This is a genomic window from Streptomyces sp. MK7 (assembly GCF_032658145.1).
GTDB lineage: Bacteria > Actinomycetota > Actinomycetes > Streptomycetales > Streptomycetaceae > Streptomyces > Streptomyces spiralis.
This window is the reverse complement of sequence record NZ_JAVACL010000001.1, coordinates 92,107-114,789: the sequence shown is the minus strand read 5'-3', so window position 1 is coordinate 114,789 and position 22,683 is coordinate 92,107. Positions and strand designations below refer to the sequence as shown.

General features: G+C 72.4%; 21 protein-coding genes and 1 pseudogene. 13 read left to right on the top strand and 9 right to left on the bottom strand.

What is annotated here, in order from left to right:
• Nucleotides 1–107: 107 nt before the first annotated feature.
• From R2S09_RS00480 to R2S09_RS00465, 4 genes are all read left to right on the top strand, one after another.
• Nucleotides 108–1,385, top strand: a complete 1,278-nt coding sequence (locus tag R2S09_RS00480; protein ID WP_030180206.1) for an aspartate kinase — start codon at nt 108–110, stop codon at nt 1,383–1,385.
• Between the two features lie 52 nt (nt 1,386–1,437).
• A complete protein-coding gene (locus tag R2S09_RS00475; RefSeq protein WP_316739119.1) occupies nt 1,438–2,490 on the top strand; it encodes an aspartate-semialdehyde dehydrogenase in 1,053 nt (350 codons plus the stop codon).
• Between the two features lie 439 nt (nt 2,491–2,929).
• Nucleotides 2,930–3,619: a SigE family RNA polymerase sigma factor gene (locus R2S09_RS00470; RefSeq protein WP_372337711.1), complete on the top strand. Its 690-nt coding sequence runs from the start codon at nt 2,930–2,932 to the stop codon at nt 3,617–3,619.
• The gene (locus R2S09_RS00465) at nt 3,616–4,800 is read left to right on the top strand and encodes a hypothetical protein (protein ID WP_306188744.1); all 1,185 of its coding nucleotides are present in this window, start codon (nt 3,616–3,618) and stop codon (nt 4,798–4,800) included. The genes R2S09_RS00470 and R2S09_RS00465 overlap by 4 nt, the downstream gene beginning before the upstream one ends.
• A gap of 41 nt (nt 4,801–4,841) precedes the next feature.
• Here R2S09_RS00465 and R2S09_RS00460 read toward each other — a convergent pair whose 3' ends face one another.
• Nucleotides 4,842–5,633, bottom strand: a complete 792-nt coding sequence (locus R2S09_RS00460; protein WP_316739116.1) for an SURF1 family protein — start codon at nt 5,631–5,633, stop codon at nt 4,842–4,844.
• 154 nt (nt 5,634–5,787) lie between these two features.
• Between R2S09_RS00460 and R2S09_RS00455 the strand changes: the two genes are divergently transcribed.
• On the top strand, nt 5,788–7,647 hold the full coding sequence (locus tag R2S09_RS00455; RefSeq protein ID WP_316739114.1) for a prolyl oligopeptidase family serine peptidase: 1,860 nt from the start codon (nt 5,788–5,790) through the stop codon (nt 7,645–7,647).
• Between the two features lie 312 nt (nt 7,648–7,959).
• Here R2S09_RS00455 and R2S09_RS00450 read toward each other — a convergent pair whose 3' ends face one another.
• Entirely contained in the window at nt 7,960–9,969 is a 2,010-nt protein-coding gene (locus tag R2S09_RS00450) for an NAD-binding protein (RefSeq protein ID WP_316739574.1), read from the bottom strand.
• A 365-nt stretch (nt 9,970–10,334) separates the two neighbouring features.
• Between R2S09_RS00450 and R2S09_RS00445 the strand changes: the two genes are divergently transcribed.
• The 5 genes from R2S09_RS00445 to R2S09_RS00425 all read left to right on the top strand — a co-directional run bounded on the left by R2S09_RS00445 (nt 10,335) and on the right by R2S09_RS00425 (nt 14,533).
• Complete coding sequence (locus R2S09_RS00445; RefSeq protein ID WP_399143911.1) at nt 10,335–11,258, top strand: permease; 924 nt, start codon at nt 10,335–10,337, stop codon at nt 11,256–11,258.
• Nucleotides 11,255–11,977 (top strand): TIGR03943 family putative permease subunit, encoded by a 723-nt coding sequence (locus R2S09_RS00440; RefSeq protein ID WP_316739112.1) that lies wholly within the window; start codon nt 11,255–11,257, stop codon nt 11,975–11,977. The genes R2S09_RS00445 and R2S09_RS00440 overlap by 4 nt, the downstream gene beginning before the upstream one ends.
• Nucleotides 11,978–12,179: 202 nt before the next feature.
• Nucleotides 12,180–13,025, top strand: a complete 846-nt coding sequence (locus tag R2S09_RS00435; RefSeq protein WP_316739110.1) for an LLM class flavin-dependent oxidoreductase — start codon at nt 12,180–12,182, stop codon at nt 13,023–13,025.
• Between the two features lie 145 nt (nt 13,026–13,170).
• The gene (locus tag R2S09_RS00430; protein WP_030180178.1) at nt 13,171–13,761 is read left to right on the top strand and encodes an RNA polymerase sigma factor; all 591 of its coding nucleotides are present in this window, start codon (nt 13,171–13,173) and stop codon (nt 13,759–13,761) included.
• A complete protein-coding gene (locus tag R2S09_RS00425) occupies nt 13,751–14,533 on the top strand; it encodes a zf-HC2 domain-containing protein (protein WP_306188734.1) in 783 nt (260 codons plus the stop codon). Before R2S09_RS00430 ends, R2S09_RS00425 begins: the two co-directional genes overlap by 11 nt.
• 55 nt (nt 14,534–14,588) lie before the next feature.
• Here the strand turns inward: R2S09_RS00425 and R2S09_RS00420 are convergent, their stop codons facing one another.
• The 3 genes from R2S09_RS00420 to R2S09_RS00410 are packed head-to-tail and all read right to left on the bottom strand — an operon-like array spanning nt 14,589 to nt 17,743.
• Entirely contained in the window at nt 14,589–15,476 is an 888-nt protein-coding gene (locus tag R2S09_RS00420) for a serine/threonine-protein kinase (protein ID WP_316739107.1), read from the bottom strand.
• The gene (locus R2S09_RS00415) at nt 15,473–17,572 is read right to left on the bottom strand and encodes an ABC transporter ATP-binding protein (RefSeq protein WP_316739106.1); all 2,100 of its coding nucleotides are present in this window, start codon (nt 17,570–17,572) and stop codon (nt 15,473–15,475) included. Before R2S09_RS00415 ends, R2S09_RS00420 begins: the two co-directional genes overlap by 4 nt.
• Nucleotides 17,573–17,575: 3 nt before the next feature.
• On the bottom strand, nt 17,576–17,743 hold the full coding sequence (locus R2S09_RS00410; RefSeq protein ID WP_316739104.1) for a hypothetical protein: 168 nt from the start codon (nt 17,741–17,743) through the stop codon (nt 17,576–17,578).
• A gap of 556 nt (nt 17,744–18,299) precedes the next feature.
• On the opposite strand from R2S09_RS00410, the gene R2S09_RS00405 reads away from it, so the two are divergent.
• Together R2S09_RS00405 and R2S09_RS00400 are read left to right on the top strand one after the other, a co-directional pair.
• Nucleotides 18,300–18,530 carry a hypothetical protein gene (locus tag R2S09_RS00405; protein ID WP_306188728.1) on the top strand — a complete coding sequence of 77 codons (231 nt, stop codon included), beginning with the start codon at nt 18,300–18,302 and terminating at the stop codon, nt 18,528–18,530.
• Nucleotides 18,531–18,675: 145 nt separating this feature from the next.
• The gene (locus tag R2S09_RS00400) at nt 18,676–19,233 is read left to right on the top strand and encodes a DoxX family membrane protein (RefSeq protein WP_316739102.1); all 558 of its coding nucleotides are present in this window, start codon (nt 18,676–18,678) and stop codon (nt 19,231–19,233) included.
• Between the two features lie 33 nt (nt 19,234–19,266).
• Here the strand turns inward: R2S09_RS00400 and R2S09_RS00395 are convergent, their stop codons facing one another.
• Nucleotides 19,267–19,776, bottom strand: coding sequence for a carboxymuconolactone decarboxylase family protein (locus R2S09_RS00395; RefSeq protein ID WP_316739100.1), 510 nt, complete (start codon nt 19,774–19,776; stop codon nt 19,267–19,269).
• A gap of 13 nt (nt 19,777–19,789) precedes the next feature.
• On the opposite strand from R2S09_RS00395, the gene R2S09_RS00390 reads away from it, so the two are divergent.
• Nucleotides 19,790–20,341 carry a MarR family winged helix-turn-helix transcriptional regulator gene (locus R2S09_RS00390; RefSeq protein ID WP_316739098.1) on the top strand — a complete coding sequence of 184 codons (552 nt, stop codon included), beginning with the start codon at nt 19,790–19,792 and terminating at the stop codon, nt 20,339–20,341.
• 146 nt (nt 20,342–20,487) lie between these two features.
• Here R2S09_RS00390 and R2S09_RS00385 read toward each other — a convergent pair whose 3' ends face one another.
• The 3 genes and pseudogenes from R2S09_RS00385 to R2S09_RS00375 form a co-directional block, all read right to left on the bottom strand.
• Nucleotides 20,488–21,393, bottom strand: a complete 906-nt coding sequence (locus tag R2S09_RS00385) for a hypothetical protein (RefSeq protein ID WP_316739096.1) — start codon at nt 21,391–21,393, stop codon at nt 20,488–20,490.
• A 281-nt stretch (nt 21,394–21,674) separates the two neighbouring features.
• Nucleotides 21,675–21,806 carry a DUF397 domain-containing protein gene (locus R2S09_RS00380; RefSeq protein ID WP_399143902.1) on the bottom strand — a complete coding sequence of 44 codons (132 nt, stop codon included), beginning with the start codon at nt 21,804–21,806 and terminating at the stop codon, nt 21,675–21,677.
• Nucleotides 21,807–21,823: 17 nt separating this feature from the next.
• Nucleotides 21,824–22,522, bottom strand: a pseudogene (locus R2S09_RS00375) (Scr1 family TA system antitoxin-like transcriptional regulator); the annotation flags it as partial.
• Nucleotides 22,523–22,683 lie beyond the last annotated feature (161 nt).

The window sequence follows — 22,683 nt, the reverse complement described above, 5'->3', positions numbered from 1 at the left end:
TCTCACCATGCGGTATCGCAGGGGGAAAATTCGGACGCTCGATAGACTGAGCCGACCGCACTGCATCTGCGTAAGTGCGATACACACGGACTGAGCGAGGAGCGCACGTGGGCCTTGTCGTGCAGAAGTACGGAGGCTCCTCCGTAGCCGATGCCGAGGGCATCAAGCGCGTCGCCAAGCGAATCGTGGAAGCGAAGAAGAACGGCAACGACGTTGTCGTGGTCGTTTCCGCGATGGGCGACACGACGGACGAGCTGATCGATCTCGCCGAGCAGGTTTCCCCGATGCCTGCCGGGCGCGAGCTCGACATGCTGCTGACCGCCGGAGAGCGGATCTCCATGGCCCTGCTGGCGATGGCGATCAAAAACCTGGGTCACAAGGCCCAGTCGTTCACCGGCAGCCAGGCAGGTGTCATCACCGACTCGGTCCACAACAAAGCCCGGATCATCGACGTCACGCCGGGCCGTATCCGGACCGCGCTGGACGAGGGCAACATCGCCATCGTCGCCGGTTTCCAGGGCGTCAGCCAGGACAAGAAGGACATCACCACGCTGGGGCGCGGCGGCTCCGACACCACCGCGGTCGCGCTGGCCGCCGCCCTCGACGCCGAGGTGTGCGAGATCTACACCGACGTCGACGGCGTGTTCACGGCCGACCCGCGTGTGGTGAAGAAGGCCCGGAAGATCGACTGGATCTCCTTCGAGGACATGCTGGAGCTGGCCTCGTCCGGGTCGAAGGTGCTGCTCCACCGCTGTGTGGAGTACGCCCGGCGCTACAACATCCCGATCCACGTCCGCTCCTCCTTCAGCGGATTGCAGGGCACGTGGGTCAGCAGCGAGCCGATCGAGCAAGGGGACAAGAAGGTGGAGCAGGCCATCATCTCCGGTGTCGCGCACGACACCTCCGAGGCCAAGATCACGGTGGTCGGCGTGCCCGACAAGCCGGGCGAGGCCGCCTCCATCTTCCGTACGATCGCCGATGCCGAGATCAACATCGACATGGTCGTGCAGAACGTGTCCGCCGCCTCCACCGGTCTGACGGACATCTCCTTCACGCTGCCGAAGACCGAGGGCCGCAAGGCCATCGACGCGCTGGAGAAGAACCGTGCCGGCATCGGCTTCGACTCCCTTCGCTACGACGACCAGATCGGCAAGATCTCCCTGGTCGGCGCGGGTATGAAGACCAACCCCGGGGTCACCGCGGACTTCTTCACCGCGCTGTCCGACGCGGGCGTGAACATCGAGCTGATCTCGACCTCCGAGATCCGTATCTCGGTCGTCACCCGCAAGGACGACGTGCCGGAGGCCGTGCGCGCCGTGCACACCGCCTTCGGGCTCGACTCCGACAGCGACGAGGCCGTCGTCTACGGCGGCACCGGGCGATGACCGTCCGCTCCGCCGCCGTTCCGTCGTACGGATGTGACGGAGGCGTACGACGATGACCGGTCGACCGACGCTCGCGGTCGTGGGAGCGACCGGAGCCGTCGGCACGGTCCTGCTCCGGATCCTGTCCCAGCGCGCGGACATCTGGGGCGACATCCGCCTGATCGCCTCGCCGCGCTCGGCCGGCCGCAAGCTGGCCGTGCGCGGCGAGGAGGTCGAGGTGGCCGCGCTCGCCGAGGAGGCCTTCGACGGGGTGGACATCGCCCTGTTCGACGTCCCCGACGAGGTCGCCGCCCAGTGGGCGCCGGTCGCCGTCGCCAAGGGCGCGGTCGTGGTGGACAACTCCGGGGCCTTCCGCGCGGATCCGGACGTGCCGCTGGTCGTGCCCGAGGTGAATCCGCACGCGGCGCGGCGACGCCCGCGCGGGATCGTCTCCAGCCCCAACTGCACCACCCTGACCATGATCGTGGCGCTGGGCGCGCTGCACGCCGAGTTCGGCCTGCGTGAGCTGGTCGTCTCCTCGTACCAGGCGGTGAGCGGGGCCGGGCACGCGGGCGTGGAGACGCTGCGCCGCCAGCTGTCCCTGGTGGCGGGCACGGAGCTGGGGACCAGTCCCGGTGACGTACGGCGCGCCGTGGGCGACGACACCGGTCCCTTCCCGGAGCCGGTGGCGCTGAACGTGGTGCCGTGGGCCGGGTCGCTGTGTGACGACGGCTGGTCTTCGGAGGAGATGAAGGTGCGGGACGAGTCCCGCAAGATCCTCGGGCTGCCGCAGCTGCCGGTCGCCGTGACCTGCGTACGCGTCCCGGTGGTCACCACCCACTCCCTGACCGTGCACGCCCGTTTCGAGGGCGAGGTCACCGTCGGCAAGGCGCGGGAGATCATGGCCACGGCACCCGGTGTGGTGCTGTGCGACGACCCGGCCGCGGGCGAGTTCCCCACGCCCGCCGACGTGGTGGGCACCGACCCGACATGGGTGGGCCGGGTGCGGCGGGCGCTCGACGATCCGACGGCGCTGGAGCTCTTCGTCTGCGGTGACAACCTGCGCAAGGGTTCCGCGCTCAACGCGGCGCAGATCGCGGAGTTGGTGGCGGCCGAGGCGGACTGAGGGCCGCTCGGAGGCCGGTTGAGGCCGCTTCGAGGCCGACTGGGGCCGTACCGAGGCCTGTTACCGGGGGGAAAGCGCCGGCCATGGCTCTGCTCCTTTGTAGGATCTGTGTAAGAAACATGGTCGGATCAATGGTCCGTACCACTTGTACCGTGCTGCCTCGGCGTCCGAAGATTCTCCTCCCCGCCCTCCGCAACCGCGCGCAGGGCGGGGAGCGTCTTTGCGGTCGCCTTTCGGGGGCGTGGGGACGCCGCGAGGGCGTGGGGCGCCCTCGTCATTTCACATATAGGGGAAGAGCGGGACGCATGAGGGCATGTGGGGCACCGGACGGGGTGCTGCCTGACGCGAGAACGTTGTCGGCCGCGTCGCTCGGCACACTCGGCGCGAAAGTGACGCTCGGCACGTACAACCCCCGAGGGGGGCGGCGTGTCCAACTGGCGTGGCAGAGGTACTCGACTTCCAAGCGGCGACCCGCGGCGGCCTGCGGCCGCGCCGTGCGACGCTTCGACCGCTCGCGCCTGGAATGTCCGGCTTGCCCGGCTCATCCGGTGGCCTGCCGGTGATCGCCCCCATGCCCGCCGCGCGGCCCGCCCGCATACCGAACCAGCGTGACGGCGCCGAGGAGACCGTGGCGGCCGGCACGACCGTCGACCATCTCACCGAGACCTACCGCGCCCACTACCGCTCGCTGCTGGGCCTGGCCGCGCTCCTCCTCGACGACACCGCCTCCTGCGAGGACGTCGTCCAGGAGGCCTTCATCCGCGTCCACTCCGCCCGCAAGCGGGTCCGTGACCCCGAGAAGACGCTCGCCTACCTGCGTCAGACCGTCGTCAATCTCTCGCGTTCGGCCTTGCGGCGCCGCATCCTCGGCCTGAAGCTGCTCTCCAAGCCGATGCCGGACATGGCGAGCGCCGAGGAGGGCGCCTACGACCAGCTGGAGCGCGACTCCCTGATCAAGGCGATGAAGGGCCTGCAGCGCCGCCAGCGCGAGGTGCTGGTGCTGCGCTACTTCGCGGACATGACCGAGGCGCAGGTCGCCGAGACCCTCGGGATCTCGCTCGGATCGGTCAAGGCGTACGGCTCACGCGGCATCGCGGCACTCAGGGTCGCGATGGAGGCGCGGGCATGAGCGAGAACGCCGAGGGACGCGACTCGCATGAGCGCCACGAGCCGTACGCGTGGCGCGAGCCGACGCGGCCGGAGCAGGACGACACGCAATCGCACGCTGGGAACGGACACGTGAACCACAGCCCCGACGAAAGGAACCCCGAGGGGCTCGACCCGGACGAGCTGGCACTGCGCAGGATGCTGCACCAGGCGGTCCAGGAGGTCGAGCCGCGTGAGGGCACGCTGGACCACCTCCGGCGCGCGGTTCCGGCGCGGCGCGCCCGCAAGCGGCAGGCCGCCGTCGGCATGGCCGCCGCGGCCCTGTTCATCGGCACCGCCATCCCCGCGCTCGTGCACGTCTCCGACGCCGGCGGCTCCGGCGTCGACCCGGCCATCGCCGGCCAGGCCTCGCAGGCCCAGGGCGGCACCGGCCAGGGCAAGGGCCCGGACGCCGGGCAGGGCACCGCGAGCGGCACCTCCGGCCGGACGCCCGGCAAGGGCAGCAGCGGAAAGCCGGACGACCACAGGGGAGACGGCAAGAGCGCCACCCCCGGCAGCGGAACCGCCGGCCCCGGCACGGGCGGACCCTCGGCCTCCGCCGACACCAGCGCCCCTGTGTGCACGGCGCCCCAGCTGGGCTCCGCCACCGCGACGACCGGCGCGCCCGACGCCTCCGGCGCCGTCTACGGCACGTTCCGCGTCACCAACATCTCCAAGGAAAGCTGCACCGTCGGCGGGCCCGGCACGGTGACCACGCTCGCGCAGGGCGCCGCCGACTCCAGCAAGATCACCGTCACGCAGCACACCGCCGGCGACCCGGCCACCGCCCTGCCCGCCCCCACCACCGAGGGCTCCGGGCTGGTCCTGACGCCGGGCTCGGCGTACGAGGTGAAGTTCGCCTGGGTGCCCTCCGAGACCTGTCCCACCACCAGCGGCGGCACCGGCAGCGGCGGCACCGAGACCGGCGCGCCCTCACCCGATCCTTCCTCCAGCCAGGACTCCGGCACGACGGGCGGCACGTCCGCGGGCACGAGCACCGACGCCGGCACCACGACGCAGCTGATGACGGAGGACGGCGGCACGGCCGAGGGCAGCGTCGTGGTCTCCCACACGCCGGAGGCGGGCTCCCCGGCGGTCTCGGCGACGGTGCCGAACGCGTGCGCGGGCACGGTGTACCGCACCGGGGTGCTGGCCGTGTCGTAGGGGCGTGGCGGCGAGTCCGCGGGGCGCGTGGCCGCGAGCGGTCACACCGCGGCGGCCTGCTCGCCCTTCTGCTCCTGCGGCACCAGTCCCAGCTCCGCGTCCCGTACGGCCTCCGCCTCGCGGCGTACCAGCCGGAACCACATGAAGACCACGAACCCGGCGAAGACGAACCACTCGCCGGTGTAGCCGAGGTTCTGGAAGGCCTTCAGATCCAGCCCGGTGTTGTCCGGGGCCTTGGCCGGCACCGGCTTCATCCCGGAGTCGGCCTCGTCGAGCGTCACCCACGCGTCGTACAGGTCGTAGGGCACGAGGTTGACCAGCGAGGCGGCGCTGATCGCCGAGGTCTGTCCGGCCGGCAGGCCGCCCTGTGCGCTGACCCCGTTGTCACCGGGCGTCTCGGACGCCTGGAGCGCACCGGTGACCGTGACCTCGCCCGCGGGGGGCGCCGGGGCCTTCGCGGCGTTCGCGTCGCCCGGCAGCCAGCCCCGGACCACCGGGAGTGCCTTGCCGGAGTCGGTGCGCAGCAGCGTCAGCACGTAGAAGCCGCGCTTGCCGTCCAGCTCACGGCCGGGGACCAGCAGCTGCTTGCCGTACCGGCCGGTCGCGGTGGCCCGCATGCCGGAGGTCCGCTTGTCGACGGGCAGCAGCCGGGCCAGCGGGCGGGGGGTCTGAGTGCGGTCCGAGGCGGCCTGGGTGTTCGCGGTCCGGTGCTCCTGCACCCGCGCGTCGAACCGGCTCAGCTGCCAGGACCCCATGAAGACGCAGAAGGGGATGGCCAGCAGCACGAAGACGTTGATGCCCCACCAGCGGGGCGTCAGCAGAAACCGGTACACGCCCTCAACGGTACGGCCCCCGGCCGGACGGTCCGGTCGCGGGGTCGGGGTGGGGCGGAGTTTTCCACAGGTTGCCGGGGGCCGGACGGGTCGGTTGTCCACAGGCTGGGGAGCGGGGCGGCGCGTTGTCGGTGCGGCCAGGCACTATGGGGCCATGACTGAGAGCAACGGGTCCGCGGCGCAGGACCAGCGGGACGGGCAGGGCCAGACGGCTGGGCGGGACCGGCAAGAGCGGATGCCGGACTGGGAGAAGCGCTTCCGGGCGCCCCGGGTCTCGCTGCCCGACTGGGCGGAGGACGCACCCGACCGTTCCCTGTTCGTGTCGAACGCGACGGGGACGTACGAGCTGTACGCCTGGGACCGGGCGAGCGGCGAGCAGCGCCAGGCGACGGACCGGCCGAACGGCACGACGGAGGGCGTGCTGTCCACGGACGGCGAGTGGATCTGGTGGTTCGACGACAAGGACGGCGACGAGTTCGGCGTCTGGCGCCGCCAGCCGTTCACCGGCGGCCCCGACGAGGAAGCCGTGCCCGGACTGGAGGCGTCCTACCCCGCGGGCCTCGCGCTCGGGCGGGACGGGCGTACGGCGGTCGTGGGCCGCTCCACGGACGAGGACGGCACGACGATCCACCTCGCGCGCGTGGGCTCCGGCGAGGACCCGGTGGAGATCTACCGGCACCGGGAGTCGGCGGGCGTCGGCGACCTTTCCCACGACGGCTCGCTGATCGCGATCGAGCACACCGAGCACGGCGACGCCATGCACTCGGCACTGCGCGTGCTGCGCCCGGACGGCACGCCGGTGGCCGAGCTGGACGACACCAAGGGCGGGACGCTGGAGCTCGGCCTGGAGGTGCTGGGCTTCGCCCCGGTCGACGGCGACACCCGGCTGCTCGTCGGCCACCAGCGGCGGGGCTGCTGGGAGCCGCTGGTGTGGGACGTGGCGACGGGCGAGGAGACGGACCTGGAGCTGGACCTGCCCGGCGACGTGAGCGCCGAGTGGTACCCGGACGGCAGCGGCCTGCTCGTCGCGCACAGCTTCGAGGCCCGCAGCGAGCTGTTCCGCTACGACCCGGTCGGCCGCGAACTGACGCGGATCCCCACCCTGCCCGGCACGGTCTCGGGGGCGACGGCCCGTCCGGACGGCAGCGTGGAGTACCTGTGGTCGTCGGCGGCCGAGCCGTCCGCCGTCCGTTCCACGAACGGCGGGGTGGTCCTGGATCCTCCCGGCATGAAGTCCCCGGGCTCGGTCCCGGTGGAGGACGTCTGGGTGGACGGCCCCGGCGGCCGCATCCACGCCCTGGTCCAGCGGCCGGCGGGCGTGGCGGGCCCCCTGCCCACGGTCTTCGACATCCACGGCGGCCCCACCTGGCACGACAGCGACTCCTTCGCCGCGGGCCCGGCCGCCTGGGTGGACCACGGCTACGCGGTGGTCCGCGTCAACTACCGCGGCTCCACGGGCTACGGCCGCGCCTGGACGGACGCCCTGAAGCACCGGGTCGGCCTGATCGAGCTGGAGGACATCGCGGCGGTCCGGCAGTGGGCGATCGACTCGGGTCTGGCCGACCCCGAGCGCCTGATCCTCACCGGCGGCTCCTGGGGCGGCTACCTCACGCTGCTGGGCCTGGGCACCCAGCCGGAGGCATGGACGCTGGGCATCGCGGCGGTCCCGGTCGCGGACTACGTCACGGCGTACCACGACGAGATGGAAGCCCTGAAGGCCATGGACCGCACCCTGCTGGGCGGCACCCCCGAGGAGGTCCCCGAACGCTTCGAGGCGTCCTCCCCGCTCACCTACGTGGACCAGGTCAAGGCCCCGGTCTACATCTCCGCCGGCGTCAACGACCCCCGCTGCCCCATCCGCCAGATCGAGAACTACGTCAAACGCCTCAAGGCCCGCGGCGCCGTCCACGAGGTCTACCGCTACGACGCCGGCCACGGCTCCCTCGTCGTGGACGAACGCATCAAACAACTCCGCCTGGAACTCGACTTCGCCGAAAGCCACTTGCCGAGGTAGAGCGGTCGGCCGCCCGGGGGAGCGGCAGGGCGAGTTCGTGGCCCGGGGGATGGGGACGCCGGAGGGAGGGCCGAAGGCGGCGGCACGCCGCGGTCCGGGGTGGGAGGCACGCCCTCCGGGGGCGCGGGGGGCGGAGCCCCCGCCGGGGTCTGGGGCGGAGCCCCAGGGGGTGCCCTCTCAACTCACCGAGTCGGGTGGGCGAGTGGGAAACGGGGTCCGGGGCGAAGCCCCGCCGGGGTCGAAGGGGCGGCGCCCCTTGGAAGGGACGGGTAGGGGCGGCGGGGGCGAAACCCAGGGGGCCGCGCCCGCCGCCTACGTCACCGTCCGCTGCCGGGACCGCCGGCCGAGAAGTTCCGCGAGACCGCGCCGCGTCGCGGCGAGCACCACACGGTCCTCCTTGCGGAGGACGTACGTGGCGGGCAGGTTCCAGAGCAGGCCCGAGGCGCGTCCCCCGCCCTCGGCCGCCTCCTGGGCGGCCGGCTCGCGACGGTCCTGCGCCGCCGCCCCCGCCCCCGGCGCCGCACCCGCACTCGCGCTCGCCGAGGCGTCCGTGTCCAGCGCCAGCACCCGCCAGTACCCGGCCCGGAAGGCCTCCGCGACCGTCCTGCCCTCCAGTTGGGGATGCCCGTCGACGTCCACCGACGCGAACAGCAGCACCCGCCGCTCCACCGGGATCGCCCCCAGGATCTGCCGCCCGAACATCGCCCCGGCGAACGCGGGCGCCGCCAGGTGCGACACGCTCCGGCTCCGCGTCTGCGCGTGCGGGTGCGCGGCCCGCAGGGTGCGGTACACCGCGGTCGCGAAGTCGTCGTCGTACAGCCGCAGCACCACCCGCAGATCGGGCCGCACCGACCGGGCGTACAGCACGGCCTCCAGGTTCGTGGTGTCCGCGCTGGTCACCGCGAGCAGCGCGGTGGCGCGGTGGATCTTCGCGGACTCCAGCACGCCCTCCTGCGTGACGTCCCCGAGCACCACCGGCACCCGCAGCCGCCGCGCCGTGGCAAGCCCCCGCGCCTCGGGGTCGGACTCCACGCACACCACCGGAATGCCCAGTTCCCGCAGTCGTGTCAGCACCCGGGTGCCGATCTTGCCCAGCCCCAGCAGCACCACGTGCCCGCCGAGCCCGCGCGGCGGTTTGCGCAGCGCGGACGCCGACCGGAACGTACCCAGCGCCTCCAGCACCGCCGCCAGCAGCACCGGCAGCAACAGCAACCCGACCAGCCCGGACAGCAGTTGCAGCACCTGCCGTCCGGTCGGCGCCCCGATCGCGGGATCGTCGATCGCGAACAGGTCCAGCAGCGTCAGATAGAGGGCACCGAGCGGATGGACGCCGGTCACCAGCCACAGCGCCACCGCGAGCGCGAACACGCACCCCACCAGCCCCGCCAGCGACCAGCGCAGCTGCCGTGAGAACAGTGAGGTCAGCGGGGGAACGGCCCCGACCCCCACCCCGCGCCGCGCGGCACCCCGGCCGGTGGCGTACGACACCTGCTCCAGCACCACGGTCCCGCGGCCGGTGGCCTCGCGTACGGCCGTCTCGTCCGGCAGCAGGTGGGGCCGCTGGTCGCCGCTGCCCTCGGACCCGTCCGCGCCGGCCGGATCACCGCTGGTCGCCGACAGCAGCGCGAGCGTGCACAGCCCGGGGTCGGCGACCTGCCCCGGTGCGGGCGGCTGCCGCTCCACCGCGCGCAGCATCAACCCGTCCGTCTGCACCACCTTGGTGGTTCCGAGGGCGGCACTGGCGGCGAGCGCGGGCGCGGCCGTGTCGGCGTCGGAGAGCACGGTCGTGGAGGCGTCGGCGCCCAGCCAGGTGTCGTCGTCCCCGGTCGCCAACGCGGCGGCCTGGTCGAGGAGTTCCTCGATGTGCTGCCCCAACCGGCGGTTGTACAGGCGCAGCACGAGCCGCAGCCGCGGGTTGAGCCGGCGCGCGGTCAGCGCGGCACGGATGTTGGTCTCGTCGTCGTCGTACACCAGCGCCATCGCGGTCGCCCGGTCCACCCCCGCCTCCGCGAGCACGGCCTCGGTCAGCTCGGTGGCCTCCAACACCCGGTCGGCGGCGAGCGTTTGACCGCCCTGGCCCGTCTGACCGCCCTCACTGTCACGGTAGCCATTGCCACCGCCGCCCCCGTTGCCGCCGGCCCGGCTCACGGCCGCGCTCACCACACGGTCCAGCAGCGCCGAGGCCGCGCGGACGCGGCCCACCACCGGCGGCCGTACCGAGCGCCCGGAGGGCGGCACGACCAGCGTCACCTGCTCCCCGTACACCCCGCGCAGCTCGGCGGCCAGCCGGTGCGCCAGGCCGTCGTCACCGCAGACCACCATGTGCGCGCCGCCCGCGTCGCCCGGCGCACCACCCTGATTCGGAACGCTCCCCACGAGGGGACAGACTGCCTCACCGGGACGGGTGGTTCCACCGACGGCCCGTGCCTGTCCGGTGAACGCGCGCGCCACGGGGCGCGTACTGAAGGGGACGCCGGTCACGACGCCAGTGACGGCGACGCGCGCAGCCCGCCGGAGGTACCGCACCCGTGGCCAGCATCAGCACCGCCGCAGCCGAGCAGGCCGACCCCGCCGACCCCGCCGGACAGGGCGAATCAGCCGACCCCGCCGACCCGGCCGGACAGGGCGAATCAGCCGAACGAGCCGAGCCGGACCGGGACGGCTGGCATCTCACCTCGCCCGTCGCGCTGACCGTCCTCCTGCTCGTGGTGGTCGTCGCGCAGGGCCCGCTGCGCGGGGCGCTGTCGGCGCCGGTGATGCAGAGCTGGATGACGGTGTTCGTGGCCGTGGTGGTCCAGGCCCTGCCGTTCCTGGTGCTCGGCGTGCTGCTGTCGGCGGCCCTGGCGGTGTTCGTCCCGCCGTCGTTCTTCGCCCGCGCCCTGCCGAAGCGGCCCGCTCTGGCGGTCCCGGTCGCCGGGATGGCGGGCGCGGTGCTCCCCGGCTGCGAGTGCGCGTCCGTGCCGGTGGCCGGGGCGCTGGTACGCCGGGGCGTCACCCCTGCCGCGGCCCTCGCGTTCCTTCTCTCCGCCCCGGCGATCAACCCGGTCGTGCTGACGGCGACGGCGGTCGCCTTCCCCCGCGACCCGGAGATGGTGGCGGCCCGTTTCGTCGCCAGCCTGCTCGTGGCGTGCGTGATGGGCTGGCTGTGGCAGCGCGTCGGCCGCGCCGACTGGCTGCGCCCGCCCGAGCGCCCGCATTTCGAGGGCGGGGCCAAGGGCGCCGCCTTCTGGGGCTCGGTCCGGCACGACGTGGTGCACGCGGGCGGCTTCCTGGTCGTCGGCGCGATGGCCGCCGCGACGCTCAAGGCCGTGGCCCCGGCGAGCGGGCTGCGCACGGCGGCGGAGAATCCGCTGGTCGGGATCCTGGCGCTGGCCGTCCTCGCCGTCCTGCTGTCCATCTGTTCGGAGGCGGACGCGTTCGTGGCGGCGTCACTGACGCAGTTCTCGCTCACGGCCAAGCTGGCGTTCCTCGTGGTCGGGCCGATGATCGACCTGAAGCTGTTCGCGATGCAGGCGGGCACGTTCGGCCGCGGCTTCGCCCTGCGCTTCGCCCCCGCGACCTTCGCCCTCGCGATCGCGGGCGCGGTGCTGACCGGGGCGGTGCTCCTGTGAACCGCCAGGCACAGGCGGCGGTCCTGTTCCTCACCGGCGTGGTCCTGCTGCACGCGGGTTTCACCGGCCTGTATCTGCGCTATGTCAAGGCGGGACTCCAGCCGTTGCTGCTGCTGTCGGGCGCGGTGCTGATCGCTGCCGCGGCGGCGACGGTCTGGTACGAGTGGCGGGGAGGCACGAAGCACGGCGGGGACGGTCATGCTCACGTGCACCGCGAACCCCGTGTCTCCTGGCTCCTGCTCCTGCCCCTCTTCGCCCTGGTCCTCCTCGCCCCGCCCGCCCTCGGCTCCTACAGTGCCGTCCGCACGGGCACGGCACTCCAGAAGCCGTACGGCTACGAGAACCTCCCCACGTCCGACCCCCTGCGCCTGAGCGTCGTCGACTACGCCGACCGCGCGGTCTACGACCACGGCCGCTTCCTGTCCGGCCGCCGCCTGAAGATCACGGGATTCGTCGCCCTGGCCGGCGACGGCACGCCGTACCTCGTACGCATGGCCCTGAACTGCTGTGCCGCCGACGCCCAGCCCGTGAAGATCGCCCTGACCGGCAGGATCCCCCCGGTCCTGCGCCCGGACGCCTGGCTGGAGGTCACCGGCACCTACACGCCCCGCCGCACCACGGACCCGGTCAACAACGGCCCCATTCCCTACCTGTACATCACCGCCGCCAAGCCGGTCCCGACACCGCGCGACCCGTACGACGAGACGTGGAACCAGTGAGAAAACCGTTGGCTCCCGTGGCCGAAGGCGACCTAGACTGGCGGCACTTCGAAGAGACCTCCCCGGAAGTACGCCGCAGAGCGGGAGCGTCCCGCCTCGCCGGGGCATCGCGGCGAGGCGCAGGAGAGGGCGGCAGCTGTCCGCTGTCCTTGTCGACCCGTCCTTCTCCCTGTCGCACGTTTCCTCTCCACGGAGGCTCTTCATGAACGTCGGAATCGGTCTTCCCATCGGCGACCCCGCCGCCCTGCTCACCTGGGCCCGGCGCGCCGAGGCCGGCCCCTTCACCACCCTCGGCCTGCTCGACCGGCTCGTCTACGACAACCCCGAACCGCTGGTCGCCCTCGCCGTCCTCGCCGGAGCCACGTCCCGGATCCGCGTCCAGACCGAGGTGCTGCTGGCCCCGCTGCGGGACCCCGCCCTGCTCGCCAAGCAGACGGCCACCCTGGACCGGATGACCGGCGGCCGCCTGGTCCTCGGGCTCGGCATCGGCGGCCGCGAGGACGACCACTGGGCCGCGGGCGTCGACATCCGCTCCCGGGGCCGCCGCCTGGACGAACAGATGCCCGTGCTGCGCCGTCTGTGGTCCGGTGAACCGTACGGCGACGGTGTGGGCCCCGTCGGCCCGGCCGCGTTCCGTCCCGGCGGCCCCGAGGTGCTCTTCGGCGGCTTCAAGCCCGTCGCGCTGGGGCGCGTGGCCCGCTGGGGCGACGGCTTCCTCGCGGCCGCGCCGCCGTCCTGGGCGGGCGGCCTGTTCGACACGGTGCGCGGCCAGTGGAAGGAGCACGGCCGCGAGGGCGCCCCGCGCCTCGTCGCGCAGGTGAACGTCGCGCTGGGCCCGGAGCAGGTCGTCGAGGACGCTCGGGCCGCCATGCACGCGTACTACACCTTCACCGGCATGCCCGACCGCATGGTCTCCGGCATGCTCACCACCCCGCGCGCCGTCCGCGAGGCCGTCACTGCCTACGGGGATCTGGGCGCCGACGAGGTCATGCTCTACTGCTACGGCCTCGACCCCGACCAGGTCGACCGCATCGCCGACGCGCTCTGACCGACCGGGTCGCCGGCCGGCCCGGCATCCGTGCGGACGGGCCCGGAGGAGAACATGCGGGCGAGCGGGCCCGGAGGAGAATCGGAATATGGGATTCCGTATCAGCCGGGAAATCCCGAGGCGCTTCCGGCCCGTATATAGGGATATGTCGAGATTCCGGTTCACTGTGGGCCGTCTCCCGGACGAGGCTCTGCTGTCCGGGCTGGCCCTCGGTGACCCGGAGCTCGCGGTCAGTTTCGTGAGGAGGTTCCAGCATCGCGTCTTCGGTGTCGCGATCGCCGTCACCGGAGACCCGCAACTCGCCGAGGACATCGCCCAGCAGACGTTCGAGCGGGCGTGGCGTCATGCGCAGATCTACGACTCGCGGCGCGGGTCGGTGACGACCTGGCTGACCACCATCGCCCACAACCTCGCCATCGACGCCGTCCGGTCACGGAGATCGGAGCCGGTGCCGCCCGAGGACCTGGACGCCATCCTGGGCGTCGTCAGTGAGACCCCAGAGCAGCACGCCCTGGCCGACGAGGCGTCGACCCGGCTCCGGGCGGCCGTGGCGGAACTGCCACGCGAGCAGGGCCGGGCGCTGGTGATGGCAGGCATCTACGGCATGACCGCCCAGCAGATCGCCGACCGGGAGCACATCCCGCTGGGCACGGCCAAGACCCGGGTCCGGGCGGCCATGGGCAAGCTGCGGACCACGCTCGCGTCCGAGTGCCGAGGCGACGACCATGCCCAATGACGTGATGTGCGACAAGCTGCGCGAGATCGGCGCCGAGCTCGCTCTCGGTGTGCTGCCCGGCCGCGAGCGGGCCGGCGCCGTCGCGCATCTTGAGCGGTGCGCGGACTGCCGTGAGCACATCCGGCAGCTGACCCAGGTCGGCGACCGGCTGATCGGGCTGCTGCCGGGCAGCGAGCCGCCGGTCGGGTTCGAGACCCGGGCAGCACAGGTGCTGACGCAGGAGGCGGCGGTGAGCGCGGCGGCACACGAGGGCCGCACGCTCGCCGGGGTGCCCGGCCGGCGCCGTCCGGGCCGGTTCGCCCGGCGCATACGGCCGGGGGTCGCCGCCGTCGCCACCGTGGGCGTCCTGGCCGTCGGGTTCGGCGGCTGGTCGGTCGGCACGGCCATCGAGAACACCATGTCCGGCCCCGCTCCGACCACCGCGAACCAGGACACCGGCATGCTGTGGGGCGGGCTGATGTCCGCCCAGGCCCAGGCCGGAAAGCCGGCCGGCGAGGTCTACGCCCACGCGGGCACCCCCGGCTGGATCTTCATGACCGTCGACCTCGCCGGGGCGGGCACCCCCTACAGCGGCCGGGTCTCCTGCCTGCTGGTGCACAAGGACGGCAGCAGCGTCCGGGTCGGCAGCTTCAGCCTCCACAAGGGCCAGGGCTCGTGGGGAGCCCCCACCCCGGCCGGTGCCGACCGCGCGGGGCTCTCCGGCGCCCGGCTGACGGCACCCGACGGAACCGTGCTGGCCACCACCCACTTCGCCACGGGCGCGGAGACCTGAGCTCCTGAGGTCCTCTCGCCCGTGCCGGGGTTCTCCCATCCCTGCCGAGGTCTTTTCACCCGTGCGTCTCGGGGGCGGGAAGCAGCGCACGCAGCGCCGTCGCCAGGTCCGGGACCGTGGGCCGCGCCCGCCCGTCCGCCCGCAGACAGCCGTCGATGAGCGCGGCGAGCTCGCGCGGCAGCCGCCGCCGTGTCCCGATCGGCGGGGCGGTCTCCTCCAGCTGCGGGTATCGCTCGTCCCCGTAGTCATAGCCGTACGAGCTCGGGCAGTGGTCGCCGGGCGCGGTGAAGGGGAGGCTTCCGCAGGCCACCTCGTACAGCGTGACGCCGATGCCCCACACGTCGGTCGCGGCGGTGAGCGGCTCGCCGCGGGCCTGCTCCGGGGCGAGATAGGCGAAGGTGCCGATCCCCGGCGGGGCCAGGCCCGGCGGGCGGGCCAGGCTGAGGTCGAGCACCTTGACGTGGCCGCGTTCCACTACGACGTTGGACGGCTTGAGGTCCAGGTGCAGCAGGCCCCGGCCGTGCAGATAGTGGGCCGCGGAGCACAGCTGCGCCCCGAGCACGGCCAGGTCGGTGGCGGCCGGGCGCCGCTTCAGCCGGTGGACGAGGTGGGACAGGGTCTCCCCGCTCAGCGTCTCCAGGACGACGAGCGGCTCGGGCGACACGAAGACCTCGTAGGCGCGGACCAGGTGCGGGTGGGTGAAGTCGCGCAGCCACTGCCCCTCGCGCAGCAGCCGTTCGGTCAGGTCCGCCTCGCCGTGGCGGTCCGGGCGCACCACCTTGATGACGCACCGGCAGTCGCGTTCCTCGCTCCAGGAGTCGTACAGGTCCAGCCATCCGGTGCGCGTGAGGTGCCCGAGGTACAGGTATCCGGGGACCGGCCGGGTGCCCGCCGGCAGCGGCGGGGCTGGGCCGGCCGAAGCACGCACCTGGGTCTCGGTCACGGCCGCACCCTCCCCGGTCCGTTCCCCTCGGGGCCGGCCGCGGTGCCTGCCGGGCCGGCCGCGGTGCCTGCCGGGCCGGTCGTGGTGCCTGCCGGGCCGGTCGTGGTGCCTGCCGGGCCGGTCGTGGTGCCTGCCGGGCCGGTCGTGGCGTGCAGCCGGTGGAGGCGGGCGTAGGCGCCGTCGCGCAGGAACAGCTCGTCGTGGGTGCCGGACTCGACGACCCGACCGTGGTCGAGGACCACCACGCGGGTGGCGTCGCGGACGGTGAGCAGGTTGTGCGAGATGACGACGGTCGTACGGCCGGCCATGAGGCGGCGCAGCGGGTCCATGATCCGGTGGCCGGACTGGGCGTCGAGTCCGGTGGTGGGCTCGTCCAGGAGCAGTACGGGCGCGTCCCTGATCATCGCGCGGGCGATCGCCAGGCGCTGGCGCTGCCCGCCGGACAGCGTCCGCCCGCGCTGGCCGACCACGGTGTCGTACCCGTCCGGCAGCAGCCGGACGAAGCCGTCGGCGTCGGCGGCGCGCGCCGCCGCCACGATCTCGGCCTCGGTGGCGTCGGGCCGGCCGTAGGCGATGTTCTCCCGGACCGTGCCGTGCAGGACGAGCGTCTCCTGGAGGACGACCGCGACGCTCTCGCGTACGTCGGTCAGGTCGAGGCGGCGCAGATCGGTCCCGTCGAGGCGGACGGCGCCCAGGTCGGGGTCGTAGAAGCGCAGTTGCAGCTTGGCGACGGTGGACTTGCCGGCCCCGCTGGCGCCGACCAGTGCCAGGGTCTCGCCGGGGGAGACGTGGAAGGAGACGTCGGACAGCGCCGGGCGGGTGGTGCCGGGGTAGCGGAAGGAGACCGCGTCGAACTCGATCTCGCCGCGCGCCCGCCGGATCCGCCGGGCGTCGGGGGCCTGGGTGACCTGGGGACGTTGGTCGAGCAGTTCGGCGATCCGCTCGGCGGAGGCGGAGGCGGAGTAGAAGGTGGTGCCGAGCCGGGAGAGGTCGCGGACGGGGCCGTAGAGCTTGCTGATCAGCGCCAGGAAGACCAGCAGGCCGCCCAGTGTGAGCTGCCCCTGGGCCAGCTTCCAGGTGCCCAGCCCGATGACGGCGAGGGCGCCGCACACCTCGATGAGCTCGACGAGCGGCCGGTAGACGGCGCGGATCCGCGCCGAGGCCATCGCGGCGTGGAACTTGCCCAGGTTCTCGCGCTCGAAGCGGTGGCCCTCCCAGGCCTGCCGGTTGTACGCCTGTACCAGTGCCACGTTGCCCAGCGACTCCTCGGCGACCGCGGTGAGCGAACCGCTGCGGCGCCTGCGCTCCCGGGACGCCTCCTTGACCAGCCGGGAGAAGTGCCGGGCGGCGCCCCAGAACAGCGGCACGATGACGAGGGCGAGGAGGGTGAGGTCCCAGCTCAGGTAGAAGAGCAGACCGAGGAAGACGCCCAGCTGGATGACGTAGTACAGCACGTCGGCCACACCGGACAGCAGGAACGTCTCCACGGCGTCCACGTCACCGGTGACCCGGGACAGCAGGTCCCCGAGCCGCCGCCGTTCGAAGAACCCCAGCGACAGCCCCTGGACGTGCCGGAAGACATCGGAGCGCAAGTCCAGCAGGAAGCTCTCGCTGACGTACGCCGACAGCACGTCGTCGGCGAACCCCAGGATCCCGGAGACGACGATGAGCCCCAGATAGGCGGGGGCGATCCACAGGAACGGCGACAGGTCCCTCGGGACGAGGACCTCGTCCACCACCACCTTGAACAGCCACAGCTCCCCGCCGTCGACGAGCGGTCCGAGCACGCTGAACAGCGCGAGCGGCAGCAGTCGCCCCCGCCGGCCGCGCGTGTACGGCCAGAACCTGCGGAACACCTCGCGCACGGACAGCGGCGGGGCCGCCGCGACCACGGCGTCCGTGTCCGCGCCGACCGACAGCAGACCGCGCAGCAGCTGCCGTCCGTGGAGCAGCCGCCGTCCGTGGAGCAGCCGCCGTCCGTGCGGCAGCCGGCGTCCGGGATGTCGCCGGGCATGCCGACGGAGCGGACCGGCTCCCTCGTGCGCCGGTCCGCTCGGCCGTTTCGGCCCTTTGTCAGTGGTGGTGGTGAACCTCATTTATCAGTAGTCGTTGTGACGCGAACCGTGCCGACGTCCCCTCCTCGAGGAGTCGCCGTGTCCGGATCCGTGTCCGTGGTCGCCGTGGTCGCCGTGGTCGCCGTGGTCTCCGTGGCCACTGCCCCCGTGACCGTGGCTCTTGGCCGGGAAGAGATCCTTGAAGATCGCCATAGCGTGCTTCCTCTCCTGTCCGCTCCTCCTTGAGCGGGTCTTGTACTGGATACGGTGCAGGACGCGAATGGGATGGCTTTTGTCCGTAAAATCATGAAAGTTCCCGTTTCTGTGCCCGGCGGTGTTCGCTGGGTGGCGGCCCGCCGGGGCCCGGCTGCCGCGAATCTTCACGGCGATTGCGCAACGGCGGCACGGGAGGTGGCGCGGGGGTACCGAAGGCCGCCGGGTGGTGCGGCATTGGCGCGGAGTGTCCCGTTCGGAACCACTCTGGCAACACCTGTCACTTCAGGATTCGTCGACCATGTCGTGGAGCATGTAGAGAAGCTGCTCCCTCTTCGTGGCGGCGCGCACACAGATGCGTAACCGGAGCGTTCAACGGCCCTGGAGGGAGCGGTCGTTGATTAGATGCGCGGCGCGCTCCGTGGTTTGATCCGTTGCACCGCCGGTGGAGCCGAGGTGTCCGGAATCGGATGCCGCACGCCTGCGGTCGCGGCGGCTCGCAGTCCCCAGCGGGACCGCCCCCTCGTGCCACACCCATGCGAAGGGAAGTTCCCACATGAACTCCGCTCCCCAGATCCAGACCACCGAGATCTCCGACGCCGAGCTCGACGACGTCTCCGGCGGCCTGGGCGGCCTGAGCCCGCACGCCGGTGTCGTCGCCGGCCCCACGGCCATCAGCGACTCGGACGTCCTGGGCCAGGCCCAGGCCGCCACGGCCGGAGCCCTCGGCACCGCGATGGGCACCCTCGGTCAGTACCACCAGGTCGGCGCGACCGTCTCGTTCTGATTCGCGCGCTTTTCGATGTCCGAAGGGCCGGCTCGGGAGAAATCTCCCCGAGCCGGCCCTTCGTGTCGCGTCCCAGATGCACGACGGTGACGACTGCGAAAGGATCGGAAGCATCCGGGGTATCCGGACTTATCCGGAGCATTCAATGGTCACCAAGCGCATCCTGGCCCGTCCCGCGCGCCCGACGGAAACGGCCGCGCGCGCCGCCGCCGTCCCCCTCGCGTCCGCGGCCGACTGCGGACTTCTGCTCCTCAGGCTGACCTTCGGGCTGCTGATGGCCGGGCACGGCGCCCAGAAACTGTTCGGTCTCTTCGGTGGCCAGGGCCTGACGGCGACCGGCCGGTTCTTCGAGAGTCTCGGTTACCGCCCCGGACGGGTCTTCGCGGTGATCGGCGGCGCCTCCGAGTTCCTCGGCGGCCTGGGCCTGGCCCTGGGGCTGCTCACCCCGCTGGCCGCCGCCGCTCTCATCGGCGTGATGATCAACGCCATGGTGACGGTCACCGGCGCGAAGGGCCTGTGGGCCTCGGAGCAAGGAGTCGAGTACAACGTCTGCATCGCCGTGGTCGCCCTGGCCGTCGCCGCCATCGGCCCGGGCCGGCTGGCCGTCGACCGGTTCTTCCGCTGGGGCTCGGGCGGCTGGCCCGAAGCGACCCTCGCCCTCGTCCTGGGAGGCATCGGCGCGGCGGTCAGCCTGACCCTCTGAGAGCCCGGCCCTCCGGCAGTCCGGCCCCGGACCTCACGCCGCCCGGACGAGGCGGTTGGCGAAGGTCGACATCGTGTACGTGCCGATGCCGAGGACGACTTCCAGGGCGTTGCGCTCGGTGTATCCGTGGGCCAGGAGGGCCTTGACTCCGTCGTCGTCCACGGCGCCGGCGGTGGTCAGGACGTCGAGGGCGAACGTACGGATCGCGGCGAGCCGTTCGTCGGCCGGGGCGCGCTCCTCGCGCAGGGCGGCGACGAGCCCGGGGTCCGCGCCGAGCTTGCGGAGCCTGCCGGTGTGCAGGTTGATGCAGATGTGGCACTGGTTGCGGACGGCGACCGTCATGATGACGACCTCCCTGGAGAGCGGGTCCAGGGTGCAGCGCTCGAAACTCGCGCTCAGCGACAGGAATCCGTTGAGCAGCTCGGGTGACGCGGCCAGCCGGGCCACGGCGTCCGGCAGTGCCCCGCCGAAGCCGTCGGCGACGGACCGCATCGCCGGTCGCGACGCCTGTGGGGCGCTCTCCATGGTGTGTGCGGCGAACATGACACCTCCTAAGATGGTCAACATGGTTGACGATGAGATGGTAAACCAGGTTGCCTTTCCGGGGAAGGGCGCGGAAGCGCACGGCGGCGACGCCGACCGGCCGAGAGCCGGCTACGAGCTGCCGCTGCTGCTGTTCGCGGGCTTCAGGACACTCATCGACGCGCTGCACACCGAACTCGCCGAGCAGGGACACCCGCAGGTGCGCCCGGCGTACGGGTTCGCCCTCCAGGCGATCGGCCCGGAGGGCAGCGCCGCCAGCGACATCGCCCGACGCCTCGGCATCTCCAAGCAGGCGGCGGGCAAGACCGTCGATCGCCTGGTCGCCCTCGGTTACGCCCAGCGCGCCGACGACCCCGCCGACGCCCGCCGCAAGGTGGTGCGCCTGACCGCGCGCGGTTTCGACGTCCTGGCCCGCTCGGCCGCGATCTTCGACCGCCTGCGCGCCGAGTGGGCCGCCCAACTGGGCGAGGACCGCCTCAGCGCCATCGAGGACGACCTGAGCACCGTGGTGGCCCCTGGGGCGTTCCGGCTGGACGCGGCAGGCTGGATGGGCGGAACGGCCTGAAGCCCGCCGGTGGTTCCGCCACCGGGCCGCCCTCCGTCATGGCCAGGTGTGCTCGATACGGTCGTGTCGTACTGCGTGGGCCGCCGGACCGTCGGACCGTCCTTCTCGACGGCCAGGTGGATCGCGTCACGGACCCGGCCACAGGCTCAGCAGGCCGCACGGAGACGATTTCCGGAGCGGCACTCCCGGCAGCGTCCGGGTTCCGGGGCGCGGAATGCCCGGTCGCAGCCGTCGCAGTTCTGGAAGGGCAGGGCAGCCGGGCGGTCCGTACGGGGCGCCGCCGGTGGCGGGGCGGGCAGAGGCGTCTCACGCAGGCGGAAGGCGAGGATGCCTGCCGGGCGGGCGCGGAAGCGGTCGGGGAGCCGTGCGGTGAGGAACTCGGTGATCTCGGGCGCTTCGACGCCGGCCGCGAGCCACTGGGAGACGGCCGGTGCGAGTCGTGCGGCCTCCCGTTCGGAGAGGATCAGGCGTGGATCGACCCGGCGCAGAGAGGTGAGTACGGCCACGGCCTGCGGGTCGGCGTCGGTGAGCGAGGCCGGGGTCTCCGCCTCGGTCTGTGAGGACACAGGCGCCACTTCCTGCGGGGGCACGGACGCCGGCATGTGCGTCGTCGCGGCGGCGGGCCGCTTGCGGAGTCGGCCCGGCTTTGGGGGCTTGGGAGGCCCGTTCGGATCCGGGTCCGGATCGACGTCCCCGCCGGGGATGTCGTAGAAGTACGTGCGGGTACGGACCTGCCCGGTGGCCGTCCGCTCGCGTCGGCGCTCCAGGTACCCGGCGGCTTCGAGTTCCCTGAGCGCTCGCGAGCTGAGGATCTCGCCCTCGGTGAAGTGCTCGCACAGGGCGGCGATGCTCACGGGGGAGCCGTCGGGCAGGGAGGAGATGTACGCCGCGACGCCGATCGTGACCGCGCTGCCGCGTCGCTGGACGAGGGCGTTGGAGATCACGGTGAAGTTGGCCGCGAGGCGGGTACGAACGTGAATCACGCCGGAGGCCGGAGCTTTCGGAGCTCCGCCGTCGGCGCGCAGGGGCGCGTTAGACTGCGGGTCAGCCATCGGGAAGGTGTCTTCTTCCTGATCGGTCAGGCCCTCGATCGGGATGCCACTCCCGGCCGGGGGCCGTATCTGTTTGCGGTTGTCGCGGCGAACGTCACCGTCCGTGTCCCACACCCGCAAGCCGGTCACCCGGACGGGTGACGTGGGCTTTCCGGCAGGGTGGGTGGGTGGGCGGGTAGTTCTTTACCCCGGTTCTTTGAGGAGGTCAGTGGCCCGCCGGACCCTCGCGGACAGGGGTCCGGTGAGCCCGGAAGACGGATGGTGGCCGAGACCCGGCGACCTCAGGGACGGTGGCCCCCGGCCTTCAACTCGCCTATGAAGGCGGACCAGGAAGCGGCTTCGAAGCACAGGGCCGGACCGTGCGGGACCTTGCTGTCACGGACGGGGACGACGGCTCGGAACCCGTCGGCCACCTCCACGCAGTTGCCGCCCTCCTGACCTCGTCCGGATCCTCGATGAGTTGGCCGTAGTGAGCGCCTTCCGTATAGGCGGTCTCCGAGCCGTCCGGCATCGTGAGCACGGTGAGCGAACCGCCCATGGCATCGTGCTCGCCTTGGTCGAACGGCAGAACTTGCACGGTGACGTGATGCTCCGCCGCCGTCCCGAGCAGCCGCGCCAACTGCTCACGCATCACTGCTTGGCCGCCGACCGGACGACTGAGCACCGCCTCGTCGAGGACTACCCACAGCTCGGGCCGACCGGGAGCGCACAGGCGTTCCTGCCGTCCCATGCGAAGGGCGACCCGCTCCTCCAACTGCTCCTTGCTGCCGAGCGTTCGACCGACTCTCAGGACCGATCGCGCGTAGTCCTCCGTCTGCAACAAGCCAGGCACCACATGAGCTGCGTACTCACGGACGGCCACCGCCCGCTCCGAGTACTCCATGAACTTCCGCGACCAGTCCGGAAACGCCTCCCGGTACACGTACGGCCACAACTCGACCAACAGGTTGTCCGCGCCGAGGGCCATGTCCAGCGCACGGGCCAGCTCCAGCGTGGGCTTCGCGCCGGACGCCCGCTCGATCTGGGTGATCCGTGTGCTCACGACGTGTGTTCGGGCCCCGAGTTGGGCCTGGGTGAGTCCGGCCGCCGTACGGAGCCTGCGCACCCGCGCGCCGAACAGCGCCGCCATCGACGTACTGGGATCAATTCCGTTGGCCAAAGCGTCACTTCCGTTGCTTATGGCCTGAGCAGTAAGGCTGCGCCACCTGTTGAGCGTAGGGCGAAACGACGACCCTTGAGCACGGAACGTGACGACATGTGTACGTCGCGATGCTTCGAGTGCGACAGGGA